The following is a 23,887-nucleotide window of genomic DNA, read 5'->3' as shown; positions in this document are numbered from 1 at the left end:
AATCAGTGGTGCAGGATCTTGGAGAGGAAGTCCTTGGCGCGCTCGGAGCGCGGTGCCGTGAAGAACGCCTCGGGGGTGTTCTGCTCGACGATCCGGCCGTCCGCCATGAACAGCACCCGGTTGGCGGCGGAGCGGGCGAAGCCCATCTCGTGGGTGACGACGACCATCGTCATGCCGTCGGCGGCCAGCTGGCGCATGACCTCCAGCACCTCGTTGATCATCTCGGGGTCGAGCGCCGAGGTGGGCTCGTCGAAGAGCATCACCTTGGGGTTCATCGCCAGCGCCCGGGCGATCGCGACGCGCTGCTGCTGGCCGCCGGACAGCTGGGCGGGGTACTTCGACGCCTGGGCGCCGACGCCGACCCGCTCCAGCAGTTCCTTGGCGGTCCGCACGGCCTGGTCCTTGGCGATGCCGCGGACCTTCACCTGGCCGAGGACCACGTTCTCCAGCACGGTCTTGTGGGCGAACAGGTTGAAGCTCTGGAAGACCATGCCGACCTCGGCCCGCAGCCGGGCCAGCTCCCGGCCCTCGGCGGGCAGCGGGCGGCCGTCGATGGTGATCGTCCCGGAGTCGACGGTCTCCAGCCGGTTGATCGTCCGGCACAGAGTGGACTTGCCGGAGCCGGAGGGGCCGATCAGTACGACCACCTCGCCCTGCTTGATCTCCAGATCGATGTCCTGGAGGACGTGCAGCGCACCGAAGTGCTTGTTGACGTTGCGCAGGACCACCAGGGGAGCGGCGTCGGCGCGGGAGTCCTGGTCGAGGCTCGTGCTCATCGGGCCTGCTCCCTCGGGTCGGCCCGTGGGTGCGAACTCCCTTGGGCGGCAATGGTGGTAGGAATCCGAGGGTCGCAGCCGGCGGAGCCGCGACCCTCGGTGGGCCGACCATAGGAGCCCTGACGGCGCCACGTCAGCCGATCTGAGTGGAATTTGAGGATCACGATCCGGCCACACGCCGGACGAACGCTGTTCACAAAGGCCCGCCGAGGGCACAGTGACAGCGTCCGGAGGCCGCGGCGGGCGTGATCGCGGAGCCCCGGCGGCCGTGGGCGGCCGCCGGCCGAGCCTGGCGTCCGGGCGTCCGCTGGCCCATACTGCGCAGAACCGGGACCTGCCCGGCAGGGGCCGTGACGACCGCACGGCGACCGAGGGACACCCCCCCGGGAAACCGTCCGGGAGAGGAGGAGAACCATGCGACTGCTGCTCGTCGAGGACGACGAACGCGTGGCCGCCGCGCTGGTCGCGGTCCTGGGCCGGCACGGCTTCCAGGTCCGGCACGCCCGCAGCGGCCACGAGGCCCTGGACGCCCTGGTGCCGGACGGCAACGAGCCGTACCGGGTGGTCCTGCTCGACCTCGGGCTGCCCGACCGGGACGGCTTCGAGGTCTGCAGCCGGATCCGGGCCGGCAGCGGCGTACCGGTGATCATGGTGACCGCGCGGGCCGACATACGCTCCCGGATCCACGGCCTCAACCTCGGCGCCGACGACTACGTCACCAAGCCCTACGACATGGGCGAGCTGCTCGCCCGGATCCACGCCGTCGCCCGCCGCGGCGCCGCGCCCGCCACCGTCGCCGCACCCGCCCCGGACACCGTCCCGCGCCAGCGCGGCCCGCTGGAGTCCCGCGGCATCGTGATCGACCGCGAGCGCCGCCGGGTCAGCGTCGACGGCCGGGACGTGCCGCTCACCCGCAAGGAGTTCGACCTGCTGGCGCTGCTCGCCCAGAGCCCCGGCGTGGTCTACCGCCGCGAGCAGATCTTCAGCGAGGTCTGGCGCAGCGGCTGGGAGGGCAACGGCCGCACCCTGGAGGTGCACATCGGCTCGCTGCGCACCAAGCTCGCCCTGCCCGGCCTGGTCGAGGCCGTCCGGGGCGTGGGCTACCGGCTGATCCCGGAGTGCCCGGCGCCCGCCGGCAGCCCGCCCCCGGCCCGCGCGGAGCACTGACCGCACGTGCGCACCCGCCTCCTCGGCATCCTGATCGCGCTGATGCTCTGTGTGCTCGCCGCGCTCGGGATGCCGCTCGCCGCGGCGTTCGCCGCCGCCGAGCAGAGCCGGGTGGTGGTCGACCGCCTGGACGACGCCGCCCGGTTCGCCCAGGACCTGCCGACCTCCGGCGTCTCCGGCCTCGAATCGGCGCTCAAGGGCGACCCCCAGCCCGCCCCCGGCGACCTCAGCCGCCGCCACGCGCTGGACGCCGAGGTGGTGCGCTACCACGAGCTGTACGGGGTGCGGATCGGCATCTTCCAGCGCGACGGCGTACCGATCGCGGTGGCCCCGGCCGACTGGCGGGTGCCCGCCAGCGGCTGGGCCGACCAGGCTTTCCAGGAGGCGCTCGACGGCCGGCGCAGCCACAACCCGCCGCAGGTCTGGCCGTGGACCCCGGACCGGACGCTCACCGTCGCCACCCCGGTGGTCCGCGACGGCGACGTGGTCGCGGTGGTGCTCAGCGACTCCCCGACCGGCGCGCTGCGCACCCGGGTGCTGCGCCAGTGGCTGGTGATCGGGGCCGGCGAGGCCGTCGCGATGATCGTCGCGGTGCTGCTCGCGGCCCGGCTGACCGAGTGGGTGCTGCGCCCGGTCCGCACCCTGGACCGGGCCACCCACGACATCGCCACCGGCCGGATGAACGCCCGGGTGGCGCCCGGCGGCGGACCGCCCGAGCTGCAGCGGCTCGCCCGCTCGTTCAACGAGATGGCCGACCACGTGGTGCTCGCCCTGGACCAGCAGAAGGCCTTCGTCGCCGACGCCTCGCACCAGCTGCGCAACCCGCTGGCGGCGCTGCTGCTGCGGGTCGAGGTGCTGGGCCTGGAGCTGCCCGAGGGCCACGACGAGGAGCTCGGCGGGGTCCGTGAGGAGGGTGTCAGGCTGGCCCGGGTGCTGGACGACCTGCTCGGACTGGCCACCGCCGAGCACGCCCGCCCCGAGCCGGAGCCCACCGACCTGGCCGTCCTCACCCTGGCCCGGGTGGACGCCTGGCGTCCGCTGGCCGGTCAGCGCGGGATCGAGCTGGTCTGGGAGGGCCCGGCGCTGGCGCTCGGCCTGGCCGACCCGATCGGCTTCGGCAGCGCGCTGGACGCGGTGGTCGACAACGCGCTGAAGTTCGGCCCGCCCGGCAGCCGGGTGCGGGTGCTGGTCGCGGTGCGCCGCGAGGAGGTCGCGGTGACCGTCTCGGACCAGGGCCCCGGCCTCACCGAGGAGGAGCTGGCCCGGGCCGGCGACCGCTTCTGGCGCAGCACCCGGCACCAGAACGTGGACGGCTCGGGCCTCGGCCTGTCGATCGCCACCACCCTGCTCCAGGCCGCCGGCGGCTCCCTCACCTTCGGCACCGCCGTCCCGCACGGCCTCGCAGTCACCCTGGCCGTCCCCCGCGCCGCCGACAAGCGCCGCTGAGGGTCGGGGCTCGACCCGAGGGTCAGGGCTTGACCGAGCGGTAGTAGCGGGCGGCGCCCTCGTGCAGGGGGAGCGGGTCGGTGTAGACGGCGGTGCGGAGGTCGACCAGCTGGGCGGCGTGGACCTGGGCGCCGATCTGGTCGCGGCTGTCGATCACGGCGCGGGTGATGCCCTGGACCAGGTCGTCGTCCACGTCGGCGCGGGTGATCAGCAGGTTGGGCACGGCGACGGTGGCGACCGCGTCCTGGGGCTCGGCGTTGGGGTAGGTGCCCTTGGGCATGGTGGCCGCCCGGTAGGCGTCGGTGCCGCCGCCCTCGATCTTGTGGACCGCCTCGGCGAGGTCGCCCAGCGGCACGATCCGGATCCGGACGTGCTCGGACAGGTCGGTGAGCGCGCTGGTCGGCAGGCCGCCGGACCAGAAGAAGGCGTCCAGTTCGCCGCGCCGCAGCCCGTCGGCGGCGTCGCCGATGCCCAGTGGGGCCGGGGTGATGTCGTGCTCCGGGTCCAGTCCGGCCGCGGCCAGCAGCCGCCGGGTCACCAGGTTGACGCCCGAGAGCGGCTGGCCGACGCCGACCCGCAGGCCCTTGAGGTCGGAGGCCCGGTGCACCGGGGAGCCGGCCGGCACGATCAGCTGGAGGTAGTCGTCGTAGAGCCGGGCGATGGCCCGCAGCTTCTCCCGGCCGGGGCCGGTGTACTGGGCCACGGCGTCCGCGGTGGCTATCGCGAAGTCGTCCCGGCCGGAGGTGACCCGGCGGAGGTTGTCGATCGAGCCCTCGGAGTTGTCGAGCTCCAGCCGGACCCCGGGCATCGCCCTGGCCAGGTGGGCGTCCAGCAGCTGCCCGTACCGGTCGTAGACCCCGCGCTGGACGCCGGTGGCCAGCCGGGTCTCGCCGCGCGGGTAGCCGGGGGTGCGGTTCTCCGACAGCCACCAGCCGCCGAGCCCGGCCAGCACCAGGACGAGCGCCGCCACGATCCGCCACAGCGGTCGGCGGGCCGCGGTGCGAAGTCGGGAGGAGGTGCTGGAGGCCATGGAGGGATAGTGCCAGGCGCCCGCGGCGAACGGGAGGGGGGAAGGAGGGCGGAAGGACCGGGGGAGCTGCCCGTACCCTGGTCGGGTGAGCGGTGACAGCGGATCGAAGAGCTACAAGGTCGTCACGTACGGCTGCCAGATGAACGTCCACGACTCGGAGCGGCTCTCCGGGTTGCTGGAGGACGCCGGGTACGTCAAGGCGGGCCAGGAGGGTGACCCCGACCTGGTGGTCTTCAACACCTGCGCGGTGCGGGAGAACGCGGACAACAAGCTGTACGGCAACCTCGGACAGCTGGCCCCGGTCAAGACCCGTCACAAGGGCATGCAGATCGCCGTCGGCGGCTGCCTGGCCCAGAAGGACCGCGACACCATCGTCGCCAAGGCCCCCTGGGTCGACGTGGTGTTCGGCACCCACAACATCGGCCACCTGCCGGCCCTGCTGGAGCGGGCCGCGGTCGAGCGCAAGGCCCAGGTCGAGATCCTGGAGTCGCTGGAGACCTTCCCCTCCACCCTGCCCACCCGCCGGGAGTCCGCGTACGCCGCCTGGGTCGCGATCTCGGTCGGCTGCAACAACACCTGCACCTTCTGCATCGTCCCCGCGCTGCGCGGCAAGGAGGAGGACCGCCGGCCCGGCGACGTCCTCGCCGAGATCGAGGCGCTGGTCGGCGAGGGTGTCATCGAGGTGACCCTGCTCGGCCAGAACGTCAACGCCTACGGCTCCGACCTGGGCGACCGCGAGGCGTTCTCCAAGCTGCTGCGCGCCGCCGGGCAGATCGAGGGCCTGGAGCGGATCCGCTTCACCTCGCCGCACCCGCGCGACTTCACGGACGACGTGATCGCCGCGATGGCCGAGACCCCGAACGTGATGCACCAGCTGCACATGCCGCTGCAGTCCGGCTCGGACCGGGTCCTCAAGGCGATGCGCCGCTCCTACCGGCAGGACCGCTTCCTGGGCATCATCCGCAAGGTGCGGGAGGCGATGCCGGACGCGGCCATCTCCACCGACATCATCGTGGGCTTCCCCGGCGAGACCGAGGAGGACTTCGAGGAGACCATGAAGGTCGTCCGCGAGGCCCGCTTCACCAACGCCTTCACCTTCCAGTACTCCAAGCGCCCGGGCACCCCGGCCGCCGAGATGGACGAGCAGGTCCCGAAGGCGGTCGTCCAGGCCCGCTACGACCGGCTGATCGCGCTCCAGGAGGAGATCTCCTGGGACGAGAACAAGAAGCAGGTCGGCCGCACCCTGGAGGTCCTGGTCGCCGAGGGCGAGGGCAAGAAGGACGACCGGACCGACCGGCTCTCCGGCCGTGCCCCGGACAACCGGCTGGTGCACTTCACCCGGCCCGCCGAGCCGGTCCGCCCGGGCGACACGGTCACCGTGGAGATCACCTACGCCGCCCCGCACCACCTGCTGGCCGAGGGGCCGACGCTCGCGGTGCGGCGCACCCGGGCCGGCGACGCCTGGGAGAAGCGCAAGGGCGTGGCCGCGGCCAAGCCGGCCGGTGTGATGCTGGGGCTGCCGTCGATCGGCGCCCCGAAGGCGCTGCCGCTCGCCGCCCCGGCCGGGGGCGCCTGCTGCGGGGACTGACCCCGGCACCGGCCCGGCACCGATCCGACCGGAGGGTCGTCGGGCCCGCGCCCGGTCTTCGAACGGCCCGGGGGGACCGCACGGTCCCCCCGGGCCGTTCGGCGTTCTTGGCTAGAGTGATCCACATGCTGGTTGCCGCCGCCGTGTGTCCCTGTCCGCCGCTGCTGGTCCCCGAGGTCGCCGCCGGGGCCTCGGCCGAGCTGGATCCGCTGCGCGCGGCCTGCGACGAGGCGCTCGGGGCGGTGCTCGCCGCCGGTCCTGACCTGCTCGTGGTCGTCGGCACCGGGCCGGAGGCCGAGGTCTGGACCGAGGGCGGGGCCGGGTCCTTCCACCGGTACGGCGTGCCGCTGGTGGCCGCGCTGCCGGGCGGCCGGGCCGAGGGCCCCGAGCTGTCGCCCGCGCTGACCGTCGGCGCCTGGCTGCTCGGCCGGGCCGGGGCGACCCTGCCGACGCACGCCTGCGCGGTGCCCGCCGACGCGCCCGCCGACCGGATGCTCGGGCTGGGCCAGGGCCTGGCCGGGCTGGCCGACCGGGTCGGGCTGCTGGTGATGGGCGACGGCAGCGCCTGCCGCTCACTGAAGGCGCCCGGCTACCTGGACGAGCGGGCCGAGGGCTACGACGCGGCGCTCGCCCGGGCGAGACAGGCGCTGGACCCGGGCCTGGCGGCCGAGCTGAAGGCCGAGGGCCGGGCGCCCTGGCAGGTGCTGGCCGGCGCCGCCGAGGGCGCCGGCCTCACCGCGCGGCTGGGCTACCAGGACGCGCCGTACGGGGTCGGGTACCTGGTCGCCTCCTGGAGCTGAGCCCCGGCAGGGCCCGGCCGGCCGGTCGAGCGGTCAGCCGGTCGGGCCGGGCGTGCCGCCGGTCGGGCCGGGGCCGGGCGTGCCGCCGGCCGGGCCGCCCGGGGCGGTGTCGGGACCCCCGGCACCTCCGGCGCCCCCCGTGCCCTCGGGCTTGTGGGCGAAGTCGTCCACGGCGGTCCTGGCCTTGCTGGTGCCGTGTTCGATCTTCTCGCTGTACTTGCCCTTGGTGGCCTTGTCGATCGCGCCGCCCGCCTTGTCCACCGCGCTCCCGATCTGGTCGCTGTGCTTGCCGGCGAACTCGCTGGCCTTCTCCTTGAGCTCCCCGGCCTTGCCCTTGAGGTTGTCCATCAGACCCATGGCGCCTCACCCTTCTGTCGCTTTCTCTCTCACAACGTCCGTCACGCCCGAACCGTTCGCAACGGGACGAGAAGGCCGAAAACGGACGGGAACGGGGGGCGGGCCGGTCGGCCGCCGTTCTTTGGCAGACTTGTCCGGTGAGCAGCTCCACTACTGTCCGGCCCAGCCGCCCCCGTGTCGTCTCGGTCGTCGGCGCGACCGCCGCCGGCAAGTCCGACCTGGCCGTGGCCCTGGCCCGCGCCCTCGACGGCGAAGTGATCAACACCGACTCCATGCAGCTCTACCGGGGCATGGACATCGGCACCGCCAAGCTCACCGCGGCGGAGCGCGGTGGGATCCCGCACCGTCTGATGGACATCTGGGACGTCACCGAGGCCGCCAGCGTCGCCGAGTACCAGCGGCTGGCCCGGGCCGAGATCGACCGGCTGCTCGCGGTCGGCCGCACCCCCGTCCTGGTGGGCGGCTCCGGCCTCTACGTGCGGGCGGCGATCGACGAGATGGAGTTCCCGGGCACCGACCCGGAGGTCCGGGCCCGGCTGGAGGCGGAACTGGAGCAGCTCGGCCCGTACGCGCTGCACGGCCGGCTGGCCGCGCTGGACCCGGCGGCGGCCGAGGCGATCCTCACCAGCAACGGCCGGCGGATCGTCCGGGCGCTGGAGGTCATCGAGATCACCGGGCAGCCGTTCACCGCGAACCTGCCGAGCAACACCGCCGTGTACGACGCGGTGCAGATCGGCGTCGCGGTGCCGCGTCCCGAACTGGACGAGCGGATCACCCTGCGGGTGGACCGGATGTGGCGGGACGGGCTGCTGGACGAGGTGCGGACCCTGGAGGGGCTCGGGCTGCGCGAGGGGCGGACGGCCTCCCGGGCGCTCGGCTACCAGCAGGTGCTGGACCACTTCGCCGGGACCTGCACCGAGGACGAGGCGCGGGCCGAGACCGTCCGGGCGACCAAGCGGTTCGCCCGCCGGCAGGAGTCCTGGTTCCGCCGGGACGACCGGATCCACTGGCTCTCCCGACCGGCCGGCACCGACCCGGCCGAGCTGCTCGACCGTTCGCTGGGGCTGATCGATCGTCAGGAAACGGCCGCCCGATAGGCGGTTTCCGGCCATCCGGCGGTGCAGTTGCGCGGGCAGAGGGCCGTGCAGCACAGCCCGGCGGTCACGACCGGATCACGTGATGGCCACGGATCACCCGACGACCCCGGTCAGGCCCGGAACGCCACCCTGGACATGCCATCATCGAGGTCATAAGGGTCGGCCCGGGCGGGCCGATCGGGCCAGGCCGCGAGTCGCACTCGTGTCGAACTGTCAGGGGAGGCCGCGTGTCCACGGGTACCGGCCCCGAAACCGGCCAGAGCGCCGGACGTTCCGTGAACGGCGGGACCGTCGGCGGCAGTGCCACGGCGCAGACCGCCGACCTCGACTCCTCGACGCTGCCGGACCTGCCGGTGCTGGCCGGACTGGACATGCCCACCTCGTACGCCCTCGCGCTGCCGGCGCTCGACACCAGCGCCCCCGCCGGCGCGGTGCACGAGCGGGAGATCCGGCCGCGCCGCCGGCTCCGCTGGTGGCAGACCCTGCCGATAGCCCTGCTGGCCACCGCCGGATCGCTGATGTTCGCCTTCCCGCTGGCCTTCGGCTCGGCCGGGGCCGGCTCGGCGATGATCGGGATGCTCGGTCTGCTGCTGACCGCCGCCTCGCTCGGCTGGGGGGCGATGGCCGCCCGGCACGCCGGTTACAAGTGGCCCGGCCTGCCGCGCCGCGGCACCGGCGAGCGGGCCGGGTGGCGGGCGATCGTGATCTACACGCTGATCGTGCTGGCCGCCTGCGCGCTGGCCCTGTGGCGGGTCGTCCGGCTCTCCGGACGCTAGGCGGCACGCGGTCCGCGGGCTGGAACCGGAGGGCAGGGGTCCGGAGCGCCTCGGTACCATCGGAAGGGTGACCGCAACCTCCGCGCAGCCCGTCGGCCTCCCCTTCCTCAAGGGGCACGGCACCCAGAACGACTTCGTCATCGTCCCCGACCCGGACGGCCGGCTGACCATCGGTCCCGAGGTCGTCGCCGCGCTGTGCGACCGCCGCGCCGGCATCGGCGGGGACGGGCTGCTGCGCGTGGTGCGCTCCGCCGCCGACCCGGCGGCCGCCGACCAGGCCGACCGCGCCGAGTGGTTCATGGACTACCGCAACGCGGACGGTTCGATCGGCGAGATGTGCGGCAACGGCGTCCGGGTCTTCGCCCGCTACCTGGTCGAGGCCGGGCTCGCCGAGCCGGGCGAGCTTCCGGTGGCCACCCGGGCCGGGCTGCGGACCGTGCGGGTCGCGGCGGACGCCGCCGACGGCACGCCCGGGGAGATCACCGTGGACATGGGCCGCGCCGCACTGCCCGGACCGGACGGCATCGCGGTGGCGGTCGGCGGGCGCAGCTGGCCGGCCCTGAACGTCAACATGGGCAATCCGCACGCGGTCGCCTTCGTCGAGAGCCTGGACCACGCCGGCGAGCTGCGGACGGCGCCGGCGACCAGTCCCGAGGGCGCGTACCCGGAGGGCGTCAACGTCGAGTTCGTGGTGGACCGGGGGCCCCGGCACGTCGCGATGCGGGTGCACGAGCGCGGCTCCGGCGAGACCCTCTCCTGCGGTACCGGCGCCTGCGCCGTCGCGGTGGCCGCCGCCCGGCGGGACGGCCTGGACCCGGCGGTCACCGGTGCGGCCGTGACCTACGCGGTCGACGTGCTGGGCGGCCGGCTGACGATCACCGAGCACCCGGACGGCCGGGTGGAGAAGACCGGCCCGGCGGTCATCGTCGCCCGCGGCGAACTGGACCCGTCCTGGACGGCGCTGCTCGGCGGCGTCTGACCGTCCCTCATGAGCGGTGCGCGCGGCCCGGGGAGCGTTCTCCGGGCCGCCCTTTCGTCGACGATCGCGTTTGCCCAATTCGTATGGGATCGAATCCCCCCGTTCGAGTGACAGGTATGACGGACGGGAAGCGGGGCATCGCGGAACGTGCTCTGCTCGGTAGCATGGACCACCGGGTCGGCCCACGCCCCCGGTACCGCTGCCGGAGGTGCCGATGACCATCGAAGCCGGGCAGCCCCTGGCGGGGCAGCCGACGTCCGCACGGCAAGCCGGGCCCAGACGGCCGCTCGGCGGACTGGGCCGGGCCGCGCTCGGACGCGCCGGGCGCGCCGCGCTGCTGGCCACCGGCCGCCCGCCGGTGCCCGACGCCCTCGAACCGCTGGTGCAGGCCCACCGGCGGCACCATCCGCAGGCCGACCTCGGCCTCCTCGGCCGTGCCTACCGGCTGGCGGAGGAGAGCCACCGGGGCCAGAAGCGGAAGAGCGGCGAGCCGTACATCACCCATCCGCTGGCCGTCACCATGATCCTGGCCCAACTCGGCGCCGGCACCACCACCTTGGTCGCCTCGCTGCTCCACGACACCGTGGAGGACACCGAGTTGACGCTGGACCAGGTCGCCGAGGGGTTCGGCCCCGAAGTCGCCTACCTGGTCGACGGGGTGACCAAACTGGAGAAGGTCGACTTCGGGGCGGCGGCGGAGGCGGAGACCTTCCGCAAGATGCTGGTCGCCACCGGGGACGACGTCCGGGTGATGGTGATCAAGCTGGCCGACCGGCTGCACAACATGCGGACCATCCGGCACATGAAGCCGGCCTCCCAAGTGCGGATCGCCAAGGTCACCCGGGACGTGCTGATCCCGCTCGCCGAGCGGCTCGGCATCCAGGTGCTCAAGGCGGAGCTGGAGGACATCGTCTTCGCCACCCTGCACCCGGAGGAGCACGCCCGCACCCGTGCCCTGCTGGCCCGGCACGAGGACGGCCCCGACACCCTGCTGGCGCCGTTCGCCGGGGTGCTGGGCCGTCAGCTCGCCGAGGCCGGGGTCGCCGCCGAGGTGACCGTCCGGCCCCGGCACTGCGTCTCGCTGCACCGGGTGCTGCTCAAGCGGGACGCCGCCCCGGGGCGGGACGGCCGGCCGCAGGAGCCGCAGCCGGCCGACTTCGGGCGGCTGCTGGTGGTGGTCGAGGAGAACGCCGACTGCTACGCCGTGCTCGGCGAGCTGCACACCTGCTGGACGCCGCTGCCGGGCGAGTTCAAGGATTTCGTGGCCGCGCCCAAGTTCAACCTCTACCAGTCGCTGCACACCGCGGTGGCGCTGGCGGGCGGCGAGGTGGTCGAGGTGCTGGTGCGCACCCGCCGGATGCACGAGGTCGCCGAGACCGGGGTGGTGGCGCTCGGCGACCCCCGGCAGCCCGCGCGCGGCGGCGAGCAGGCCCCGGACGAGCTGGACCGCACCGACCCGGCCCGGCCGGGCTGGCTCTCCCGGCTGCTGGAGTGGCAGCAGGAGACCCCGGACCCGGACGCCTTCTGGTCCGCCCTCACCGCCGACCTCGCCGGTGACCGCGAGATCACCGCGGTCACCGAGCTCGGCGAAACGCTTCAGCTCCGGGCCGGGGCGACCTGCGTGGACGCCGCCTATCTGCTGGGCGAGGAGACCGGGCACCGATGTATCGGGGCGCGGGTGAACGGACGGCTGGTGGCGCTCTCCACCGTGCTCCAGGACGGCGACCGGGTGGCCATCCTCACCGACGGCTCGGACGCGCCCGACGGCCCCCACGGGGCGGACGGCCCCGACGGCCCCGACGGCTCCGGGGGAGCCGGGCGCGCCGCCGCCCCGGCCGGCCGGCGCCGGTCCGAGCCCTCCGGCCCCGCCCCCGAATGGCTCGCGCACGCCCGCACCCCGGCCGCCAGGATCGCCATCGAACGCTGGCTGGCCGACCACCCGCCCCGCCGCCCGGTGGTCCGCACCGGCCCCTCGCCGAGCCAGCCCGCGCCGCCCGCCCACCCCGTCGCCGCCGGCCGGCCCGCCGTCCCGGTCACCGCGGCCGAGCGCCCGGGCGCGCCCGTCCGGCTGGCCCGCTGCTGCACCCCGGTGCNGGCCCCGGCTGCTCGCCGACCTCACCGCCGCGATCTCGGGGGAGGGCGTCGGCATCGTCTCGGCCGAGGTCGAACCGCCGCAGGAGCTGCGGGTCCGGCACACCTACACCGTCGAGCTGCCGGACCCGGCCGCGCTGGCCGCGGTGCTGCGGGCCATGCTGCGGGTCTCCGGGGTGTACGACGTCGAGCGGCCGCACGCCCCGCCCGGCGGCGGTCCCGGCCGGGCCCCGGCCGCCCCGCCCGGCGCGGCGGTCCGCCCGGCGGGCGACCCGGCGGCGCCGGAGGGAAATGCGGATGACCCGCCCGCGCCCGGCGTGCGACCATCATGGGGAATTCACGGCCGGACCGCGGCGTTCTCGGGGCAGAGGAGTCCCAGTCCGAACCGCGGCCCCGAGGGGTAGCTCGCACCTCGCCCGAGTGGTAGTCGGGGCGGCAGCTGGGCAGACTCCCGGCACGACCGTCCGTACGGTCGCGCACAGGCCACCCGTTCCAGCAGCCGAAGGACAGAATGACCTCCACGTTCGACACCCGCGACCAGACCGACGCCACGCGCCGCATCGACGGTCTGCGGGCGGAAGCCCTTATGGACGAGGACCTCGCGGCCATCGACGAGGACCACGGCCACCACTACGACGGCGACCAGTACGACCGCAGCGAGCGCGCCGCGCTCCGTCGTGTCGCCGGTCTCTCCACCGAGCTCGAGGACGTCACCGAGGTCGAGTACCGCCAGCTCCGCCTGGAGCGCGTGGTGCTCGTCGGGGTCTGGACCGACGGCACCCTGGAGGAGGCGGAGAACTCGATGGCCGAGCTCGCCGCGCTGGCCGAGACGGCCGGCTCCGAGGTGCTGGACGGCGTGATCCAGCGCCGTGACAAGCCCGACGCGGCCACCTACATCGGCTCCGGCAAGGCCAAGGACCTGCGCGACATCGTCGCCGCCAGCGGCGCCGACACCGTGGTCTGCGACGGTGAGCTCACCCCGGGCCAGCTGATCCACCTGGAGGACGTGGTCAAGGTCAAGGTCGTCGACCGGACGGCCCTGATCCTGGACATCTTCGCCCAGCACGCCAAGTCCCGCGAGGGCAAGGCGCAGGTCTCGCTCGCGCAGATGCAGTACATGCTGCCGCGACTGCGCGGCTGGGGCCAGTCGCTCTCCCGGCAGATGGGTGGTGGCGGCTCCGGCTCGTCCGGCGGCGGCATGGCCACCCGTGGTCCCGGTGAGACCAAGATCGAGACCGACCGGCGCCGGATCCGGGAGAAGATGTCGAAGCTCCGCAAGGAGATCGCCGACATGAAGAAGGGCCGCGACACCAAGCGCCAGGAGCGCAAGCGCCACCAGGTGCCGTCCGTGGCCATCGCCGGCTACACCAACGCCGGCAAGTCCTCGCTGCTCAACCGGCTCACCGGTGCGGGCGTGCTGGTGGAGAACTCGCTGTTCGCCACCCTCGACCCGACCGTGCGCCGGGCGCAGACGCCGAGCGGCCGGGTCTACACCCTGGCCGATACCGTCGGCTTCGTCCGGCACCTGCCGCACCACCTGGTCGAGGCGTTCCGCTCCACCATGGAGGAGGTCGCCGACGCCGACCTCATCCTGCACGTGGTGGACGGCTCGCACCCCGAGCCGGAGACGCAGCTGGCCGCCGTCCGCGAGGTGGTCGTCTCGGTCGACGCGCAGAACGTGCCGGAGATCGTGGTGATCAACAAGGCCGACGCGGCCGACCCGCTGGTGCTGCAGCGGCTGCTGCGCCGCGAGCCGCACGCCATCGTGGTGTCGGCCCGCACCGGCGTCGGCATCGAGGAGCTGCTCGCGCTCATCGACGACGAGCTGCCGCGGCCGGCGGTCGAGGTGCACGCGCTCGTCCCGTACACCCAGGGCGCGCTGGTGTCCCGGGTGCACGCCGAGGGCGAGCTGCTCGGCGCCGAGCACACCGGCGAGGGCACCCTGCTGCACGCCAAGGTGCCGGCCGAGCTGGCCGCCGAGCTGGAGCCCTTCGCGGTGGCGCTGACGCCGCAGGGCTGATCCGGACCGCGCGAACGGCCCCGGTCCCTCCTCACGGGAGGGACCGGGGCCGTCGGCGTGTCCGGCTACTTCTTCTTGGCGATCCAGTCCAGCGCCTGCTTGGCGACCGTCTCCAGGTACGGCCCGCTGAGCGAGGTGTGGTCCTGGGTGCCGATCGAGGTGTTGGAGACCAGCGCGAGCTTGCCGTCCGGCATCGGCGCGAACCAGCCGCCGCCGCTGGAGCCCTGGGTCATGTTGCAGCCGATGGTGAGCATCGACGGGCGCTTCGGGTCGAAGGAGAGCCGGGTCGGCTTCCCGCCCTCGCACTTGTACAGCTCCTGGCCGTCGAACGGCTTGTACAGCGGGTAGCCGACGGCGGTGGCGGTGACCTTGTCGCGCGGGGCGTCGAACCAGACCGGGACGGCCCCGCCGACCGTTTCCTCCAGCGACTTGCCGCTGTCGTTCTGGTTGCTCACCCGCATGATCGCGAAGTCGTACTGGTTCGCCGCGTCACCGGTGCCGCCGCCCTCGACCAGCCACTGCGGCGAGGTCACCACGTCCTTGGCCCACCAGGTGCCGAGCGGGGCCAGTTCGGCCAGCGGGGCCTTCTTGCCACCGCTGGAGGCGCCCGAGTTGTTGTAGGCGGGGACGAACACCAGGTCCTTGAAGTAGTTGCCGCCCTTGCCCGGGTGGACGCAGTGGCCGGCCGTCCAGACCAGGTTGCTCTTGCCCGGGTGCGCCGGGTCCTGGACCACGGTGGCCGAGCAGTTGCCCCGGCCGCCCTCGGCGGAGAAGAAGACCTTCCCGGACGGCTGCTTGGTGTACGGACGCGGCACCGGCACGGCCTTGACCACCGCGGGCTCCGGGTCGGTGACCCCGTCGTCGGCGGCGGGCTTGGCGGTGGGCGGCGCCGGGTCGGCCGGCTTGGAGTCGCCCATCTTGTCCGGGTTCCAGAAGTCCTTGACGATCGGGTTGTTGAAGACGTGCTTGGACGCCCAGTTGTCCCAGTCCTCGAACTTCCACCGGGTCAGGTCGTCCCAGCTCTTCGGCAGTCCCTCCAGCAGGCTGGTCGGGATGCCGGTGGGCAGGGTGATGCCGCCGATCGCGCCACTGCCGCCCCCCGCGGCGCTGGCGGAGGCGGTGGTGCCCGGCGAGGGCGGCGGGGCGGCGGTTCCCCCGCCGCCCGAAGGCCCGTCGGGGCCGCAGGCGGTGACGGCGAACAGGGTCCCCGCGGCGAGGACCGCGGCCGCGGCTGACCGGTGGATCGCTGGCATGAGTGCTGTCCCCCTGGTGGTTCGGTGTGGGCGGCGGGCCGCCGTCCTGGAGTCTGCCACTGGCCACCAGGACGGCCCCGGGCGGCCCCCGGTTGCGGCCCCGGGCGGCGGTCACCGATCTGTGACGCGGGAGCCGCCGGCTCGTTGGCACTGGGGGCCCAGCTCCCTGCCGAAAGGTGAACCTTCACCGGTCTTCACCCGGACGAGTGAAGCGCCCTTGTGATCAACCGTCAGGGATAGGTAACCCTTACCTGACGCGACGGTGCGAGCGCCCGCCGGATTTCTCTCCACCCCACGCGCGTCGGCACTCCACGCGCACCAAGGAGCAGCATTGAGCACCGCCCTCACCGGAGCCCCGCCCGACATCCAGGCCGGCCGTCCCGGTCCCGCCGCCACCGCCGCCACCGTTCCCGCCGCCGCCCCGGTCCCGTCCGACCGGCTGCTCCACCCGGACCCGGCCGTTGCCGCCGAACAGGCCGCCGTGGAAGCCCTGTTGCGCTGCTGGGCCCGAGAGACCGGCGCCGCGCCCGGCCCGGACGGACACCTGCGGATCGCCGTCCTCGGCGGCGCCGCCCGGCTCTCCGCCCCCGTCCGGCACTGGTCGCCGGCCGGCTGGCACCGGTTCGGCCCGGCCACCCTCGGGGCCGGCCCGGACCTCCACGAGGCCCCGGTGGACGCCGTCACCGCCGCCGCCCTGCTCGCCGCCGCGGCCGCCGACCGGCCCGACCCCGGGCAGATCGCCGACCTCGCCGCCCGGGTCGCCGACTCGGTGGTCCGCACCGCCGACATCCTGGCCCACCACCGCTCCGGCACCGCCCCGGCGCCCGGCGGGCCCGAGCGCTCCGAGTTCCTCGCCACCGAGCAGTCCCTGCTGCTCGGCCACCCGCTGCACCCCACCCCCAAGAGCCGCGACGGCCTCGGCCCCGCCCAGAGCGCCGCTTACTCGCCCGAACTGCACGGCTCCTTCCAACTGCACTGGTACGCCGTCGACCGCGAGCTGCTCGCGGCCGGCTCCGCCCTCACCGAGGGCGCCGACCGGATCACCGCCCAGCTCCTCGGAGACCCCGCCCTGCTGCCGCCCGGCACCGCCGCCCTGCCGCTGCACCCCTGGCAGGCCCGCGAACTGGCCCACCGCCCGGCCGTCGCCGCCCTGCTCGCCGAGGGCCGGCTGCACGACCTCGGTCCGTCCGGCGCCGCCTGGTACCCGACCTCCTCGGTGCGCACCGTCTACCGGCCCGGCACCCCCTGGATGCTGAAGCTCTCGCTCGGCCTGCGGATCACCAACTCCCGCCGGGAGAACCTCCGCAAGGAGCTCCACCGGGGCCTGGAGATGCACCGGCTGCTGGAGAGCGGCCTCGGCGCCGAGTGGCGGGCCGCCCACCCCGGCTTCGACATCGTCCGCGACCCCGCCTGGATCGGCGTCGACCACCCCGGCCTCGGCGACCCCGGCGGCCTGGACACCGTGCTGCGCGCCCAGCCGTTCGCCCCCGGCGACCGCGCCCACTGCGTGGCCGGGCTGGTCGCCGAGCGGCCGCACCCGGCGGGGGCCGGCGAGGAGGCCGGCCGCGTCACGTCCCGGCTCGGCGACCTGCTGCGGACGCTCGCGGCCCGCACCGGCCGGCCGCTGCCCACGGTGGCCGCCGAATGGTTCCTGCGCTACCTGGACGCCGTCGTCCTGCCCGTGCTCTGGCTGGACGGACAGGCCGGCATCGCGCTGGAGGCCCACCAGCAGAACAGCCTCGTCCTGCTCGACGCCGACGGCTGGCCGAACGGCGGCCGCTACCGCGACAACCAGGGCTACTACTACCGGCACAGCGCCACCGACCGGCTCACCGCCCGGCTGCCCGGCCTCGGCGCGCGCAGCGACACCTTCCTCGACGATCCGGTGATCGACCACCACTTCGCCTACTACCTGGGCATCAACCACGTCCTCGGCCTGGTCGGTGCCCTCGGCTCGCAGCGGCTCGCCGACGAGACCGTGCTGCTGGCCGCGCTCCGGCGCTTCCTGGCCGGGCCCGCCGCCCGGGCCACCGGCTCCACGCTGCCGGGCCTGCTGCTCGACGCCCCGACCCTGCCCTGCAAGGCCAATCTGCTCACCCGGATCCAGGGCCTGGACGAGCTGGTGGGGCCGGTCGCCACCCAGTCCGTCTACATCGAGCTGCCCAACCCGGTGGCGGGCGCGTGAGCGGGCCGGTGGACCGGCTGTTGGACGGTGGCCCCGGCGTCGGCGGTCCGGTGGACGATCCGGCGGGGTGGGGCGTGATGGCCACCGCCGCCGGGGAGTTCCGGCTTCGCCGGGCCCGGCTCCCCGCTGACCTCGGCCTGCTCACCCGCTGGATGAACGACCCCGAGGTGGCCGCGTTCTGGGAACTCGCCGGCCCGTCCGCCGTCACCGAAGGGCACCTGCGCCGCCAGCTCGACGGCGACGGCCGCAGCCTGCCCTGCCTCGGACTGCTCGACGACACCCCGATGAGCTACTGGGAGGTCTACCGCGCCGACCTCGACCCGCTCGCCGCGCACTACCCGGCCCGGCCGCACGACGCCGGACTGCACCTGCTGCTCGGGCCCGCCGCCAGCCGCGGCCGGGGCCTCGGCACCGCCCTGCTCGCGGCCCTGGCCGAGCGCCTGCTGCGGGAGCGCCCGCACTGCGAACGGGTGGTCGCCGAGCCGGACGTCCGCAACCGGCGCTCCGTCCGCGCCTTCCGGCGGGCCGGCTTCCGACTCGCCGCCGAACTCGACCTGCCCGACAAGCAGGCCGCCCTGATGGTCCGCGACCGCACCCCGCACCCCGCCTAGGACAGCACCCGCCTCATGGACACCCCAGCCCCCCCGCCCGGACCGTACGACCTGCTCGGCATCGGCATCGGCCCGTTCAACCTCTCGCTCGCCGCGCTCGCCGAGCCCGTCCCCGGGCTGCGCACCCTCTTCTGCGACCGGCGACCGGAGTTCCGCTGGCACCCCGGGATGCTCGTCGAGGGCGCGCGGATGCAGGTGCCGTTCCTCGCCGACCTGGTGTCCCTGGTCGACCCGACCAGCCCCTGGTCCTTCCTCAACCACCTGCGGGAGGAGGACCGGCTGTTCCCGTTCTACTTCACCGAGCGCTTCCAGCTCACCCGCCGCGAGTACGACCACTACTGCCGCTGGGCCGCCGAACGGCTCGCCAACTGCCGCTTCGGCACCGAGGTCACCGCCCTGCACTGGACCGGCGACCGCTACCGCGCCGAGCTGCGCGAACCCGCCACCGGACGGGAGTGCACCGTCGAGGCGCGCAACGTCGTGCTCGGCGTCGGCACCCTGCCCGTCCGCCCCGCGGCCTTCGCCGCGCTCGACGGCCACCCGGCGGTCTTCCACTCCGCCGACTACCTCGACCGGCGCGACGGGCTGGCCGGCGCCCGGGACATCACCGTGGTCGGCAGCGGGCAGTCCGGCGCCGAGATCTTCCTCGACCTGCTGCGCCGCCACGACGGCGACGGCGTGCGACTGCGCTGGCTCACCCGGACCCGGGCGCTCGCGCCGATGGAGTACTCCAAACTCGGCCTGGAGCACTTCACCCCCGACTACACCCGGTACTTCCACGGCCTGCCCGAGGCCGTCCGCGACCGCCTGGTCGAGACCCAGTGGCAGCTGCACAAGGCCGCCTCCGCCGAGACCCTCGCCGAGATCCACGACCAGCTGTACGAACGCACCGTCGGCCGGCCGGTCGGCGCGGCACCGGTCGAGATCACGCCCGGCACCGCCGTCACCGAGGCCCGGCCCGGCCCCTGCGGCGGGCTCGAACTCGATTGCCGGCACACCGACTCCGGCAGCGCGCACCTGCTGCGCACCGACGCCGTGGTGCTCGCCACCGGCTACCGGGCGGCCGGCCCGGCCGCCCTGGAACCGCTCGCCCATCTGATCGACCGCGACCCGGCCGGCCGCTACCGGGTCGACCTCGACCACCGGGTGGCCACCCGGCCGGAGCTCACCGGCGGGCTGTACGTGCAGAACGGCGAGCTGCACACCCACGGGGTGGGCACCCCCGACTTGGGACTCGGCGCCCACCGGGCCGCGGTGATCCTCAACGCCGTCACCGGGCGGACCGTGCACCGGCTGCCCCGGCGGACCGCCTGGACCGGCTTCGCGCCGCCCGCCCCGACGACCCCGCTCCCCGCCCCCACCCCCCCTGCNCTCGGTACCGCCCCGGCGGCCGCCCCGGCCCCCGAGGCCGCCACCACCTTCTCTGTTCCCGCTTCCAGCCTCCCCCGACCCCAGGAGCCGACCCGTGCCGCAACCGCCGGCCGCTGAACCGCCGCTGTACCTGCCGCCGCAGCTCACCGCCGGCCATTGGCAGCGGGCCGGCCGCGCGCTGCTCGCCAAGATGCTCGGCGAGTTCGCCTACGAGGAACTCCTCGCCCCGACCGGGACCGGGGCACCGGACGGCTGGACGCTCGCCCTGCCCGGGGCCGAGTACCGCTTCACCGCCCGGCGCGGCGCCTACGAGAGCTGGCTCGTCGACCCCGGCTCCGTCCACTGCGACGACCCCGAGGGCCTCGACCCGCTGCGCTTCCTGGTCCACGCCCGGCACGCCCTCGGGCTGCGCGGCGACACCACCGGCCACCTGCTGCGCGAGCTCACCGCGACCCTGATCGCCGACGCCCACCTGCTGGCCACCGGCCTCACCGCCGCCGAACTCGCCGACCTCGGCCACACCGAACTGGAGGGCCGGCAGGGCGGCCACCCGTGGATCGTCCCCAACAAGGGCCGGATCGGCTTCTCCGCCGCCGACGCCGCGCGCTGGGCCCCCGAGGCCCGCACCCCGCGCCCGCTGCCCTGGATCGCCGTGCACCGCCGGCTCGCCGAGTACCGCGGCGTGGCCGGCCTCACCGACCCCGAGCGGCTGTACCGCCGGGAGCTCGACGACCCGGCCGCGCTCCGCGCCCCGCTCGGCGCCGCCGCCGACGACTACCTGCTGCTGCCGGTGCACCCGTGGCAGTGGGACGAGACCGTGGTGCCGCTGTTCGCCCCGTGGATCGCCTCCGGCGAGATCGTGCCGCTCGGCACCGACGGCGACCTCCGGCTGCCCCAGCAGTCGATCCGCTCGTTCTTCAACGAGAGCCGCCCCGAGCGCTGCACGGTCAAACTGCCGCTGGCCGTCCTCAACACCCTGGTCTGGCGCGGCCTGCCCACCGAACGCACCCTGGCCGCGCCCGCCGTCACCGCCTGGATCCACGGGCTGCGCGACGCCGACCCCTTCCTCCGCGAGGAGTGCCGGGTGGTGCTGCTCGGCGAGATCGCCTCGGTCACCGTCGACCACCCGGTCTACCGCGACCTGCCGGAGGCCCCCTACCAGTACAAGGAGCTGCTCGGCGCGATCTGGCGGGAGCCGCTCGGCCCGGCGCTGGCGCCCGGCGAGCGCGGCCGCACCCTGGCCGCCCTGCTCCAGACCGGACGCGACGGACGGCCGCTGGCCGCCGAGCTGATCGCCCGCTCCGGGCTCGCCCCCGCCGAGTGGACCGGCCGGCTGTTCGCCGCGATGCTGCCGCCGCTGCTGCACTTCCTCTACCGGTACGGGCTGGTGTTCTCCCCGCACGGCGAGAACGCCGTCCTGGTCTTCGACGAGCGGGACGTACCGGTCCGGCTGGCGGTCAAGGACTTCGTCGACGACGTCAACCTCAGCGACCAGGACCTGCCGGAACTGCGCGACCTGCCCGCCGAGGTGGACGCGGTACTGCTGCGCGAGGACCCGCAGGGCCTGTGCCAGTTCCTGCACTCCGGGCTGTTCATCGGCGTGTACCGCTATCTGGCACCGCTGCTGGAGAGCGGGACCGGCCTCGCCGAGGAGGAGTTCTGGGCGCTGCTGCGCGCCGAGATCCACCGCTACCAGGCGCGGTTCCCGGAACTGGCCGAGCGGTTCGCGCTGTTCGACCTGTTCCGGCCGCGGATCGACCGGCTCTGCCTGAACCGCAACCGGCTGCTGCTGGACGGTTACGGCGACCGCCCGCACCGCCCGCACGCGGCCCGGCACGGCACCGTGCCCAACCCGCTCGCCGCGGACGGTACGGGCCGGGTGCCCCGCCGGCGGGACCGGATTGTCACCCCTGCCCCGTAGGCTGGGAGGGTCATGACGAACGACTCCGAATCCCAGCTCCCCGCCGAGGACGCCGACGAGGCCGGGAGCGTCGCGGACGCCCCGGCGGAGGCCGTCCCCCGCTCCCGTGTCCCCGAGCTGCTGCACGCCGCGGTGGCCTCCGTCGGCGGCGTCGAGCGCCCCGGACAGCTCCGGATGGCCGAGGCCGTCGCGGACGCCGTCGACCACGGTGAGCACCTGTTGGTGCAGGCCGGCACCGGCACCGGCAAGTCCCTCGCCTACCTGGTGCCGGCGCTCGCCCACGGGGACCGCGTGGTGGTCGCCACCGCGACCCTGGCGCTCCAGCGCCAGCTGGTCGAGCGGGACCTGCCGCGCACCGTGGAGGCGCTGCACCCGGTGCTGCGGCGCCGTCCGCTGTTCGCGATGCTCAAGGGCCGCTCCAACTACCTGTGCCTGCACCGGGCCAACGAGGGCACCCCGAGCGACGAGGGCGAGGGCCTGTTCGACCCGGTCGAGGCGCTGGGCGGGCCCGCCGGCAAGCTCGGCAAGGAGGTGCTCCGGCTGCGCGACTGGGCGGACGAGACGGAGACCGGCGACCGGGACGACATGACCCCCGGCGTCTCCGACCGGGCCTGGGCCCAGCTCGCGGTCACGTCCAAGGAGTGCCTGGGCGCGACCCGCTGCGCGTACGGCCAGGAGTGCTTCGCGGAGAAGGCACGGGAGCGGGCCAAGCTCGCCGACGTCGTCGTCACCAACCACGCGATGCTCGCGATCGACGCGATCGAGGGCGCACCGGTGCTGCCCGAGCACGGGCTGCTGATCATCGACGAGGCGCACGAGCTGGTCAACCGGGTCACCGGGGCGGCCACCGCCGAGCTGACCGTCGGCGCGGTGAACCGGACGGTCAAGCGGGCCGCCCGGCTCGCCAACGAGAAGGCCGTGGACGCGCTGCAGGCCGCCGCCGAGAACTACCACGGCCTGATGGAGACCGCCCAGCCCGGCCGGGTGGAGGAGCTGCCCGAGTACCTCGCCTACGCCGTGACGGCGATCCGGGACGCCTCCCGGCAGGTGATCAGCTCGCTCGGCGAGACCAGGGACAAGGGGCTCAGCGACGAGGACGCCGTGCGCAAGCAGGCGATGGCCGCCGCCGAGTCCCTGCACGAGACCGCCGACCGGCTGCTCCAGGACTCCGAGTACGACGTGGTCTGGATCGAGCGCAGCGACCGCTACGGGCTCGGTACCGCCTCGCTGCGGGTCGCCCCGCTGAGCGTCTCCGGGCTGCTGCGGGAGGGGCTGTACAAGGAGCGCGCGGTGGTGCTCACCTCGGCCACCCTCAAGCTCGGCGGGGACTTCAACGGCGTGGCCGCCTCGGTGGGCCTGCCGTCCGACGCCCGGCTGCCGGACGTCCGCACGCCCGGCGACAACCCGGAGGCGGCGGGGGAGGGCATGGGCGACGAGCCGGTGCCGCACTGGCGGGGGATCGACGTCGGCTCGCCGTTCAAGTACCCCAAGCAGGGCATCCTCTACGTCGCCAGGCATCTGGCCGATCCCGGGCGCGATCCCGAACGGCCGGACATGCTCGACGAGTTGGCCGATCTGATCGGCGCGGCCGGCGGGCGGACGCTGGGGCTGTTCTCCTCGATGCGCGGGGCGCAGACGGCCGCCGAGGCGATGCGGGAGCGGCTGGACCAGCGGATCCTGCTCCAGGGCGAGGACACCCTGGGCGAGTTGATCCGCGAGTTCGCCTCGGACGCGACCACCTGCCTGTTCGGCACCCTGTCGCTCTGGCAGGGCGTGGACGTGCCCGGCTCGGCCTGCCAGCTGGTGGTGATGGACCGGATCCCGTTCCCGAGGCCGGACGACCCGCTGATGAGTGCCCGGCAGAAGGACGTCGAACAGCGCGGCGGGAACGGCTTCATGGCCGTCGCGGCGACCCACGCGGCGCTGCTGATGGCGCAGGGCGCGGGCCGGCTGGTGCGTGCGGCGGAGGACCGGGGTGTGGTGGCGGTGCTCGACCCGCGAGTGGAGACCAAGCGATACGGCGGCTTCTTCCGGTCCTCGATGCCGGAGTTCTGGTACACGACGGACCGCAACCAGGTGCGCCGCTCGCTGGCGGCGATCGACGACTCGGCGGCGCCGGTCCGGCCGGTGCCGAAGCGGGGCTGAGGCAGGGCCGAGGCGAGGCTGAGGCAGGGCCGAATCAGGGCCGAGGAGGGACCGGGACAGGCCGGAGGGGCTCCACGCGGTTGTGCGGGGAGCCCCTTCCTGTGGGTCCGGCGGGGGTGACGGCTCCTGCCTGCCGGGTGCTTCCGGCCTCCGGTACGGGCGGAGCCGGTGCGGTCAGAGCCGGCGGAGGACGGCCACGACCTTGCCCAGGATGGTCGCGTTGTCGCCGTTGATCGGCTCGTACGCGGGGTTGTGCGGCATCAGCCAGATCCGG

17 protein-coding genes and 2 pseudogenes are annotated in these 23,887 nt (G+C 74.5%); 14 read left to right on the top strand and 5 right to left on the bottom strand.

Annotated features, from left to right (window positions below):
- Nucleotides 1–2 precede the first annotated feature (2 nt).
- The gene (locus VR45_RS16625; RefSeq protein WP_045940539.1) at nucleotides 3–776 is read right to left on the bottom strand and encodes an amino acid ABC transporter ATP-binding protein; all 774 of its coding nucleotides are present in this window, start codon (nucleotides 774–776) and stop codon (nucleotides 3–5) included.
- Between the two features lie 414 nt (nucleotides 777–1,190).
- Here VR45_RS16625 and VR45_RS16620 point away from each other — a divergent pair, with 414 nt between their 5' ends.
- Together VR45_RS16620 and VR45_RS16615 are read left to right on the top strand one after the other, a co-directional pair.
- Nucleotides 1,191–1,943, top strand: a complete 753-nt coding sequence (locus VR45_RS16620; protein WP_045940538.1) for a response regulator transcription factor — start codon at nucleotides 1,191–1,193, stop codon at nucleotides 1,941–1,943.
- Between the two features lie 6 nt (nucleotides 1,944–1,949).
- Nucleotides 1,950–3,389, top strand: coding sequence for a HAMP domain-containing sensor histidine kinase (locus tag VR45_RS16615; protein ID WP_045940537.1), 1,440 nt, complete (start codon nucleotides 1,950–1,952; stop codon nucleotides 3,387–3,389).
- A gap of 22 nt (nucleotides 3,390–3,411) precedes the next feature.
- On the opposite strand, the gene VR45_RS16610 is transcribed toward VR45_RS16615, so the two are convergent.
- Nucleotides 3,412–4,419, bottom strand: a complete 1,008-nt coding sequence (locus VR45_RS16610; RefSeq protein ID WP_078896579.1) for a TAXI family TRAP transporter solute-binding subunit — start codon at nucleotides 4,417–4,419, stop codon at nucleotides 3,412–3,414.
- A gap of 85 nt (nucleotides 4,420–4,504) precedes the next feature.
- Between VR45_RS16610 and miaB the strand changes: the two genes are divergently transcribed.
- Both miaB and VR45_RS16600 read left to right on the top strand, forming a co-directional pair.
- Nucleotides 4,505–6,007 (top strand): tRNA (N6-isopentenyl adenosine(37)-C2)-methylthiotransferase MiaB, encoded by a 1,503-nt coding sequence (gene miaB, locus VR45_RS16605; protein ID WP_078896578.1) that lies wholly within the window; start codon nucleotides 4,505–4,507, stop codon nucleotides 6,005–6,007.
- A gap of 125 nt (nucleotides 6,008–6,132) precedes the next feature.
- Nucleotides 6,133–6,807 (top strand): class III extradiol dioxygenase subunit B-like domain-containing protein, encoded by a 675-nt coding sequence (locus VR45_RS16600; RefSeq protein WP_045940543.1) that lies wholly within the window; start codon nucleotides 6,133–6,135, stop codon nucleotides 6,805–6,807.
- A 33-nt stretch (nucleotides 6,808–6,840) separates the two neighbouring features.
- Here the strand turns inward: VR45_RS16600 and VR45_RS16595 are convergent, their stop codons facing one another.
- The gene (locus VR45_RS16595; protein WP_045940536.1) at nucleotides 6,841–7,164 is read right to left on the bottom strand and encodes an antitoxin; all 324 of its coding nucleotides are present in this window, start codon (nucleotides 7,162–7,164) and stop codon (nucleotides 6,841–6,843) included.
- Between the two features lie 137 nt (nucleotides 7,165–7,301).
- On the opposite strand from VR45_RS16595, the gene miaA reads away from it, so the two are divergent.
- The 5 genes and pseudogenes from miaA to hflX all read left to right on the top strand — a co-directional run bounded on the left by miaA (nucleotide 7,302) and on the right by hflX (nucleotide 14,127).
- A complete protein-coding gene (gene miaA, locus VR45_RS16590; protein WP_045940535.1) occupies nucleotides 7,302–8,261 on the top strand; it encodes a tRNA (adenosine(37)-N6)-dimethylallyltransferase MiaA in 960 nt (319 codons plus the stop codon).
- Between the two features lie 227 nt (nucleotides 8,262–8,488).
- Nucleotides 8,489–9,037 carry a hypothetical protein gene (locus VR45_RS16585; RefSeq protein ID WP_053645404.1) on the top strand — a complete coding sequence of 183 codons (549 nt, stop codon included), beginning with the start codon at nucleotides 8,489–8,491 and terminating at the stop codon, nucleotides 9,035–9,037.
- Nucleotides 9,038–9,104: 67 nt separating this feature from the next.
- On the top strand, nucleotides 9,105–10,016 hold the full coding sequence (dapF, locus tag VR45_RS16580; RefSeq protein ID WP_045940534.1) for a diaminopimelate epimerase: 912 nt from the start codon (nucleotides 9,105–9,107) through the stop codon (nucleotides 10,014–10,016).
- A 214-nt stretch (nucleotides 10,017–10,230) separates the two neighbouring features.
- A pseudogene (locus VR45_RS16575) lies at nucleotides 10,231–12,511 on the top strand (HD domain-containing protein).
- Between the two features lie 107 nt (nucleotides 12,512–12,618).
- Nucleotides 12,619–14,127, top strand: a complete 1,509-nt coding sequence (hflX, locus tag VR45_RS16570) for a GTPase HflX (RefSeq protein ID WP_045940533.1) — start codon at nucleotides 12,619–12,621, stop codon at nucleotides 14,125–14,127.
- A gap of 65 nt (nucleotides 14,128–14,192) precedes the next feature.
- On the opposite strand, the gene VR45_RS16565 is transcribed toward hflX, so the two are convergent.
- Nucleotides 14,193–15,380: a trypsin-like peptidase domain-containing protein gene (locus tag VR45_RS16565; RefSeq protein ID WP_045940532.1), complete on the bottom strand. Its 1,188-nt coding sequence runs from the start codon at nucleotides 15,378–15,380 to the stop codon at nucleotides 14,193–14,195.
- A gap of 331 nt (nucleotides 15,381–15,711) precedes the next feature.
- On the opposite strand from VR45_RS16565, the gene VR45_RS48655 reads away from it, so the two are divergent.
- The 5 genes from VR45_RS48655 (at nucleotide 15,712) to VR45_RS16540 (ending at nucleotide 23,613) form a co-directional block, all read left to right on the top strand.
- The gene (locus VR45_RS48655) at nucleotides 15,712–17,565 is read left to right on the top strand and encodes an IucA/IucC family protein (protein WP_045940531.1); all 1,854 of its coding nucleotides are present in this window, start codon (nucleotides 15,712–15,714) and stop codon (nucleotides 17,563–17,565) included.
- The gene (locus VR45_RS48650) at nucleotides 17,562–18,176 is read left to right on the top strand and encodes a GNAT family N-acetyltransferase (RefSeq protein WP_045940530.1); all 615 of its coding nucleotides are present in this window, start codon (nucleotides 17,562–17,564) and stop codon (nucleotides 18,174–18,176) included. The genes VR45_RS48655 and VR45_RS48650 overlap by 4 nt, the downstream gene beginning before the upstream one ends.
- 15 nt (nucleotides 18,177–18,191) lie before the next feature.
- On the top strand, nucleotides 18,192–19,664 hold the full coding sequence (locus VR45_RS16550; protein WP_078896576.1) for a SidA/IucD/PvdA family monooxygenase: 1,473 nt from the start codon (nucleotides 18,192–18,194) through the stop codon (nucleotides 19,662–19,664).
- Nucleotides 19,642–21,468, top strand: a complete 1,827-nt coding sequence (locus VR45_RS16545; protein WP_045940529.1) for an IucA/IucC family siderophore biosynthesis protein — start codon at nucleotides 19,642–19,644, stop codon at nucleotides 21,466–21,468. Before VR45_RS16550 ends, VR45_RS16545 begins: the two co-directional genes overlap by 23 nt.
- A 12-nt stretch (nucleotides 21,469–21,480) precedes the next feature.
- A complete protein-coding gene (locus tag VR45_RS16540) occupies nucleotides 21,481–23,613 on the top strand; it encodes an ATP-dependent DNA helicase (RefSeq protein ID WP_078896575.1) in 2,133 nt (710 codons plus the stop codon).
- Nucleotides 23,614–23,787: 174 nt separating this feature from the next.
- Here VR45_RS16540 and VR45_RS45660 read toward each other — a convergent pair.
- Nucleotides 23,788–23,887 (bottom strand): annotated as a pseudogene (locus VR45_RS45660) (repressor LexA); the annotation flags it as partial.

The organism is Streptomyces sp. NRRL S-495, assembly GCF_000966955.1.
GTDB lineage: Bacteria > Actinomycetota > Actinomycetes > Streptomycetales > Streptomycetaceae > Kitasatospora > Kitasatospora purpeofusca.
This window is presented reverse-complemented; position numbering and strand designations above follow the sequence as displayed.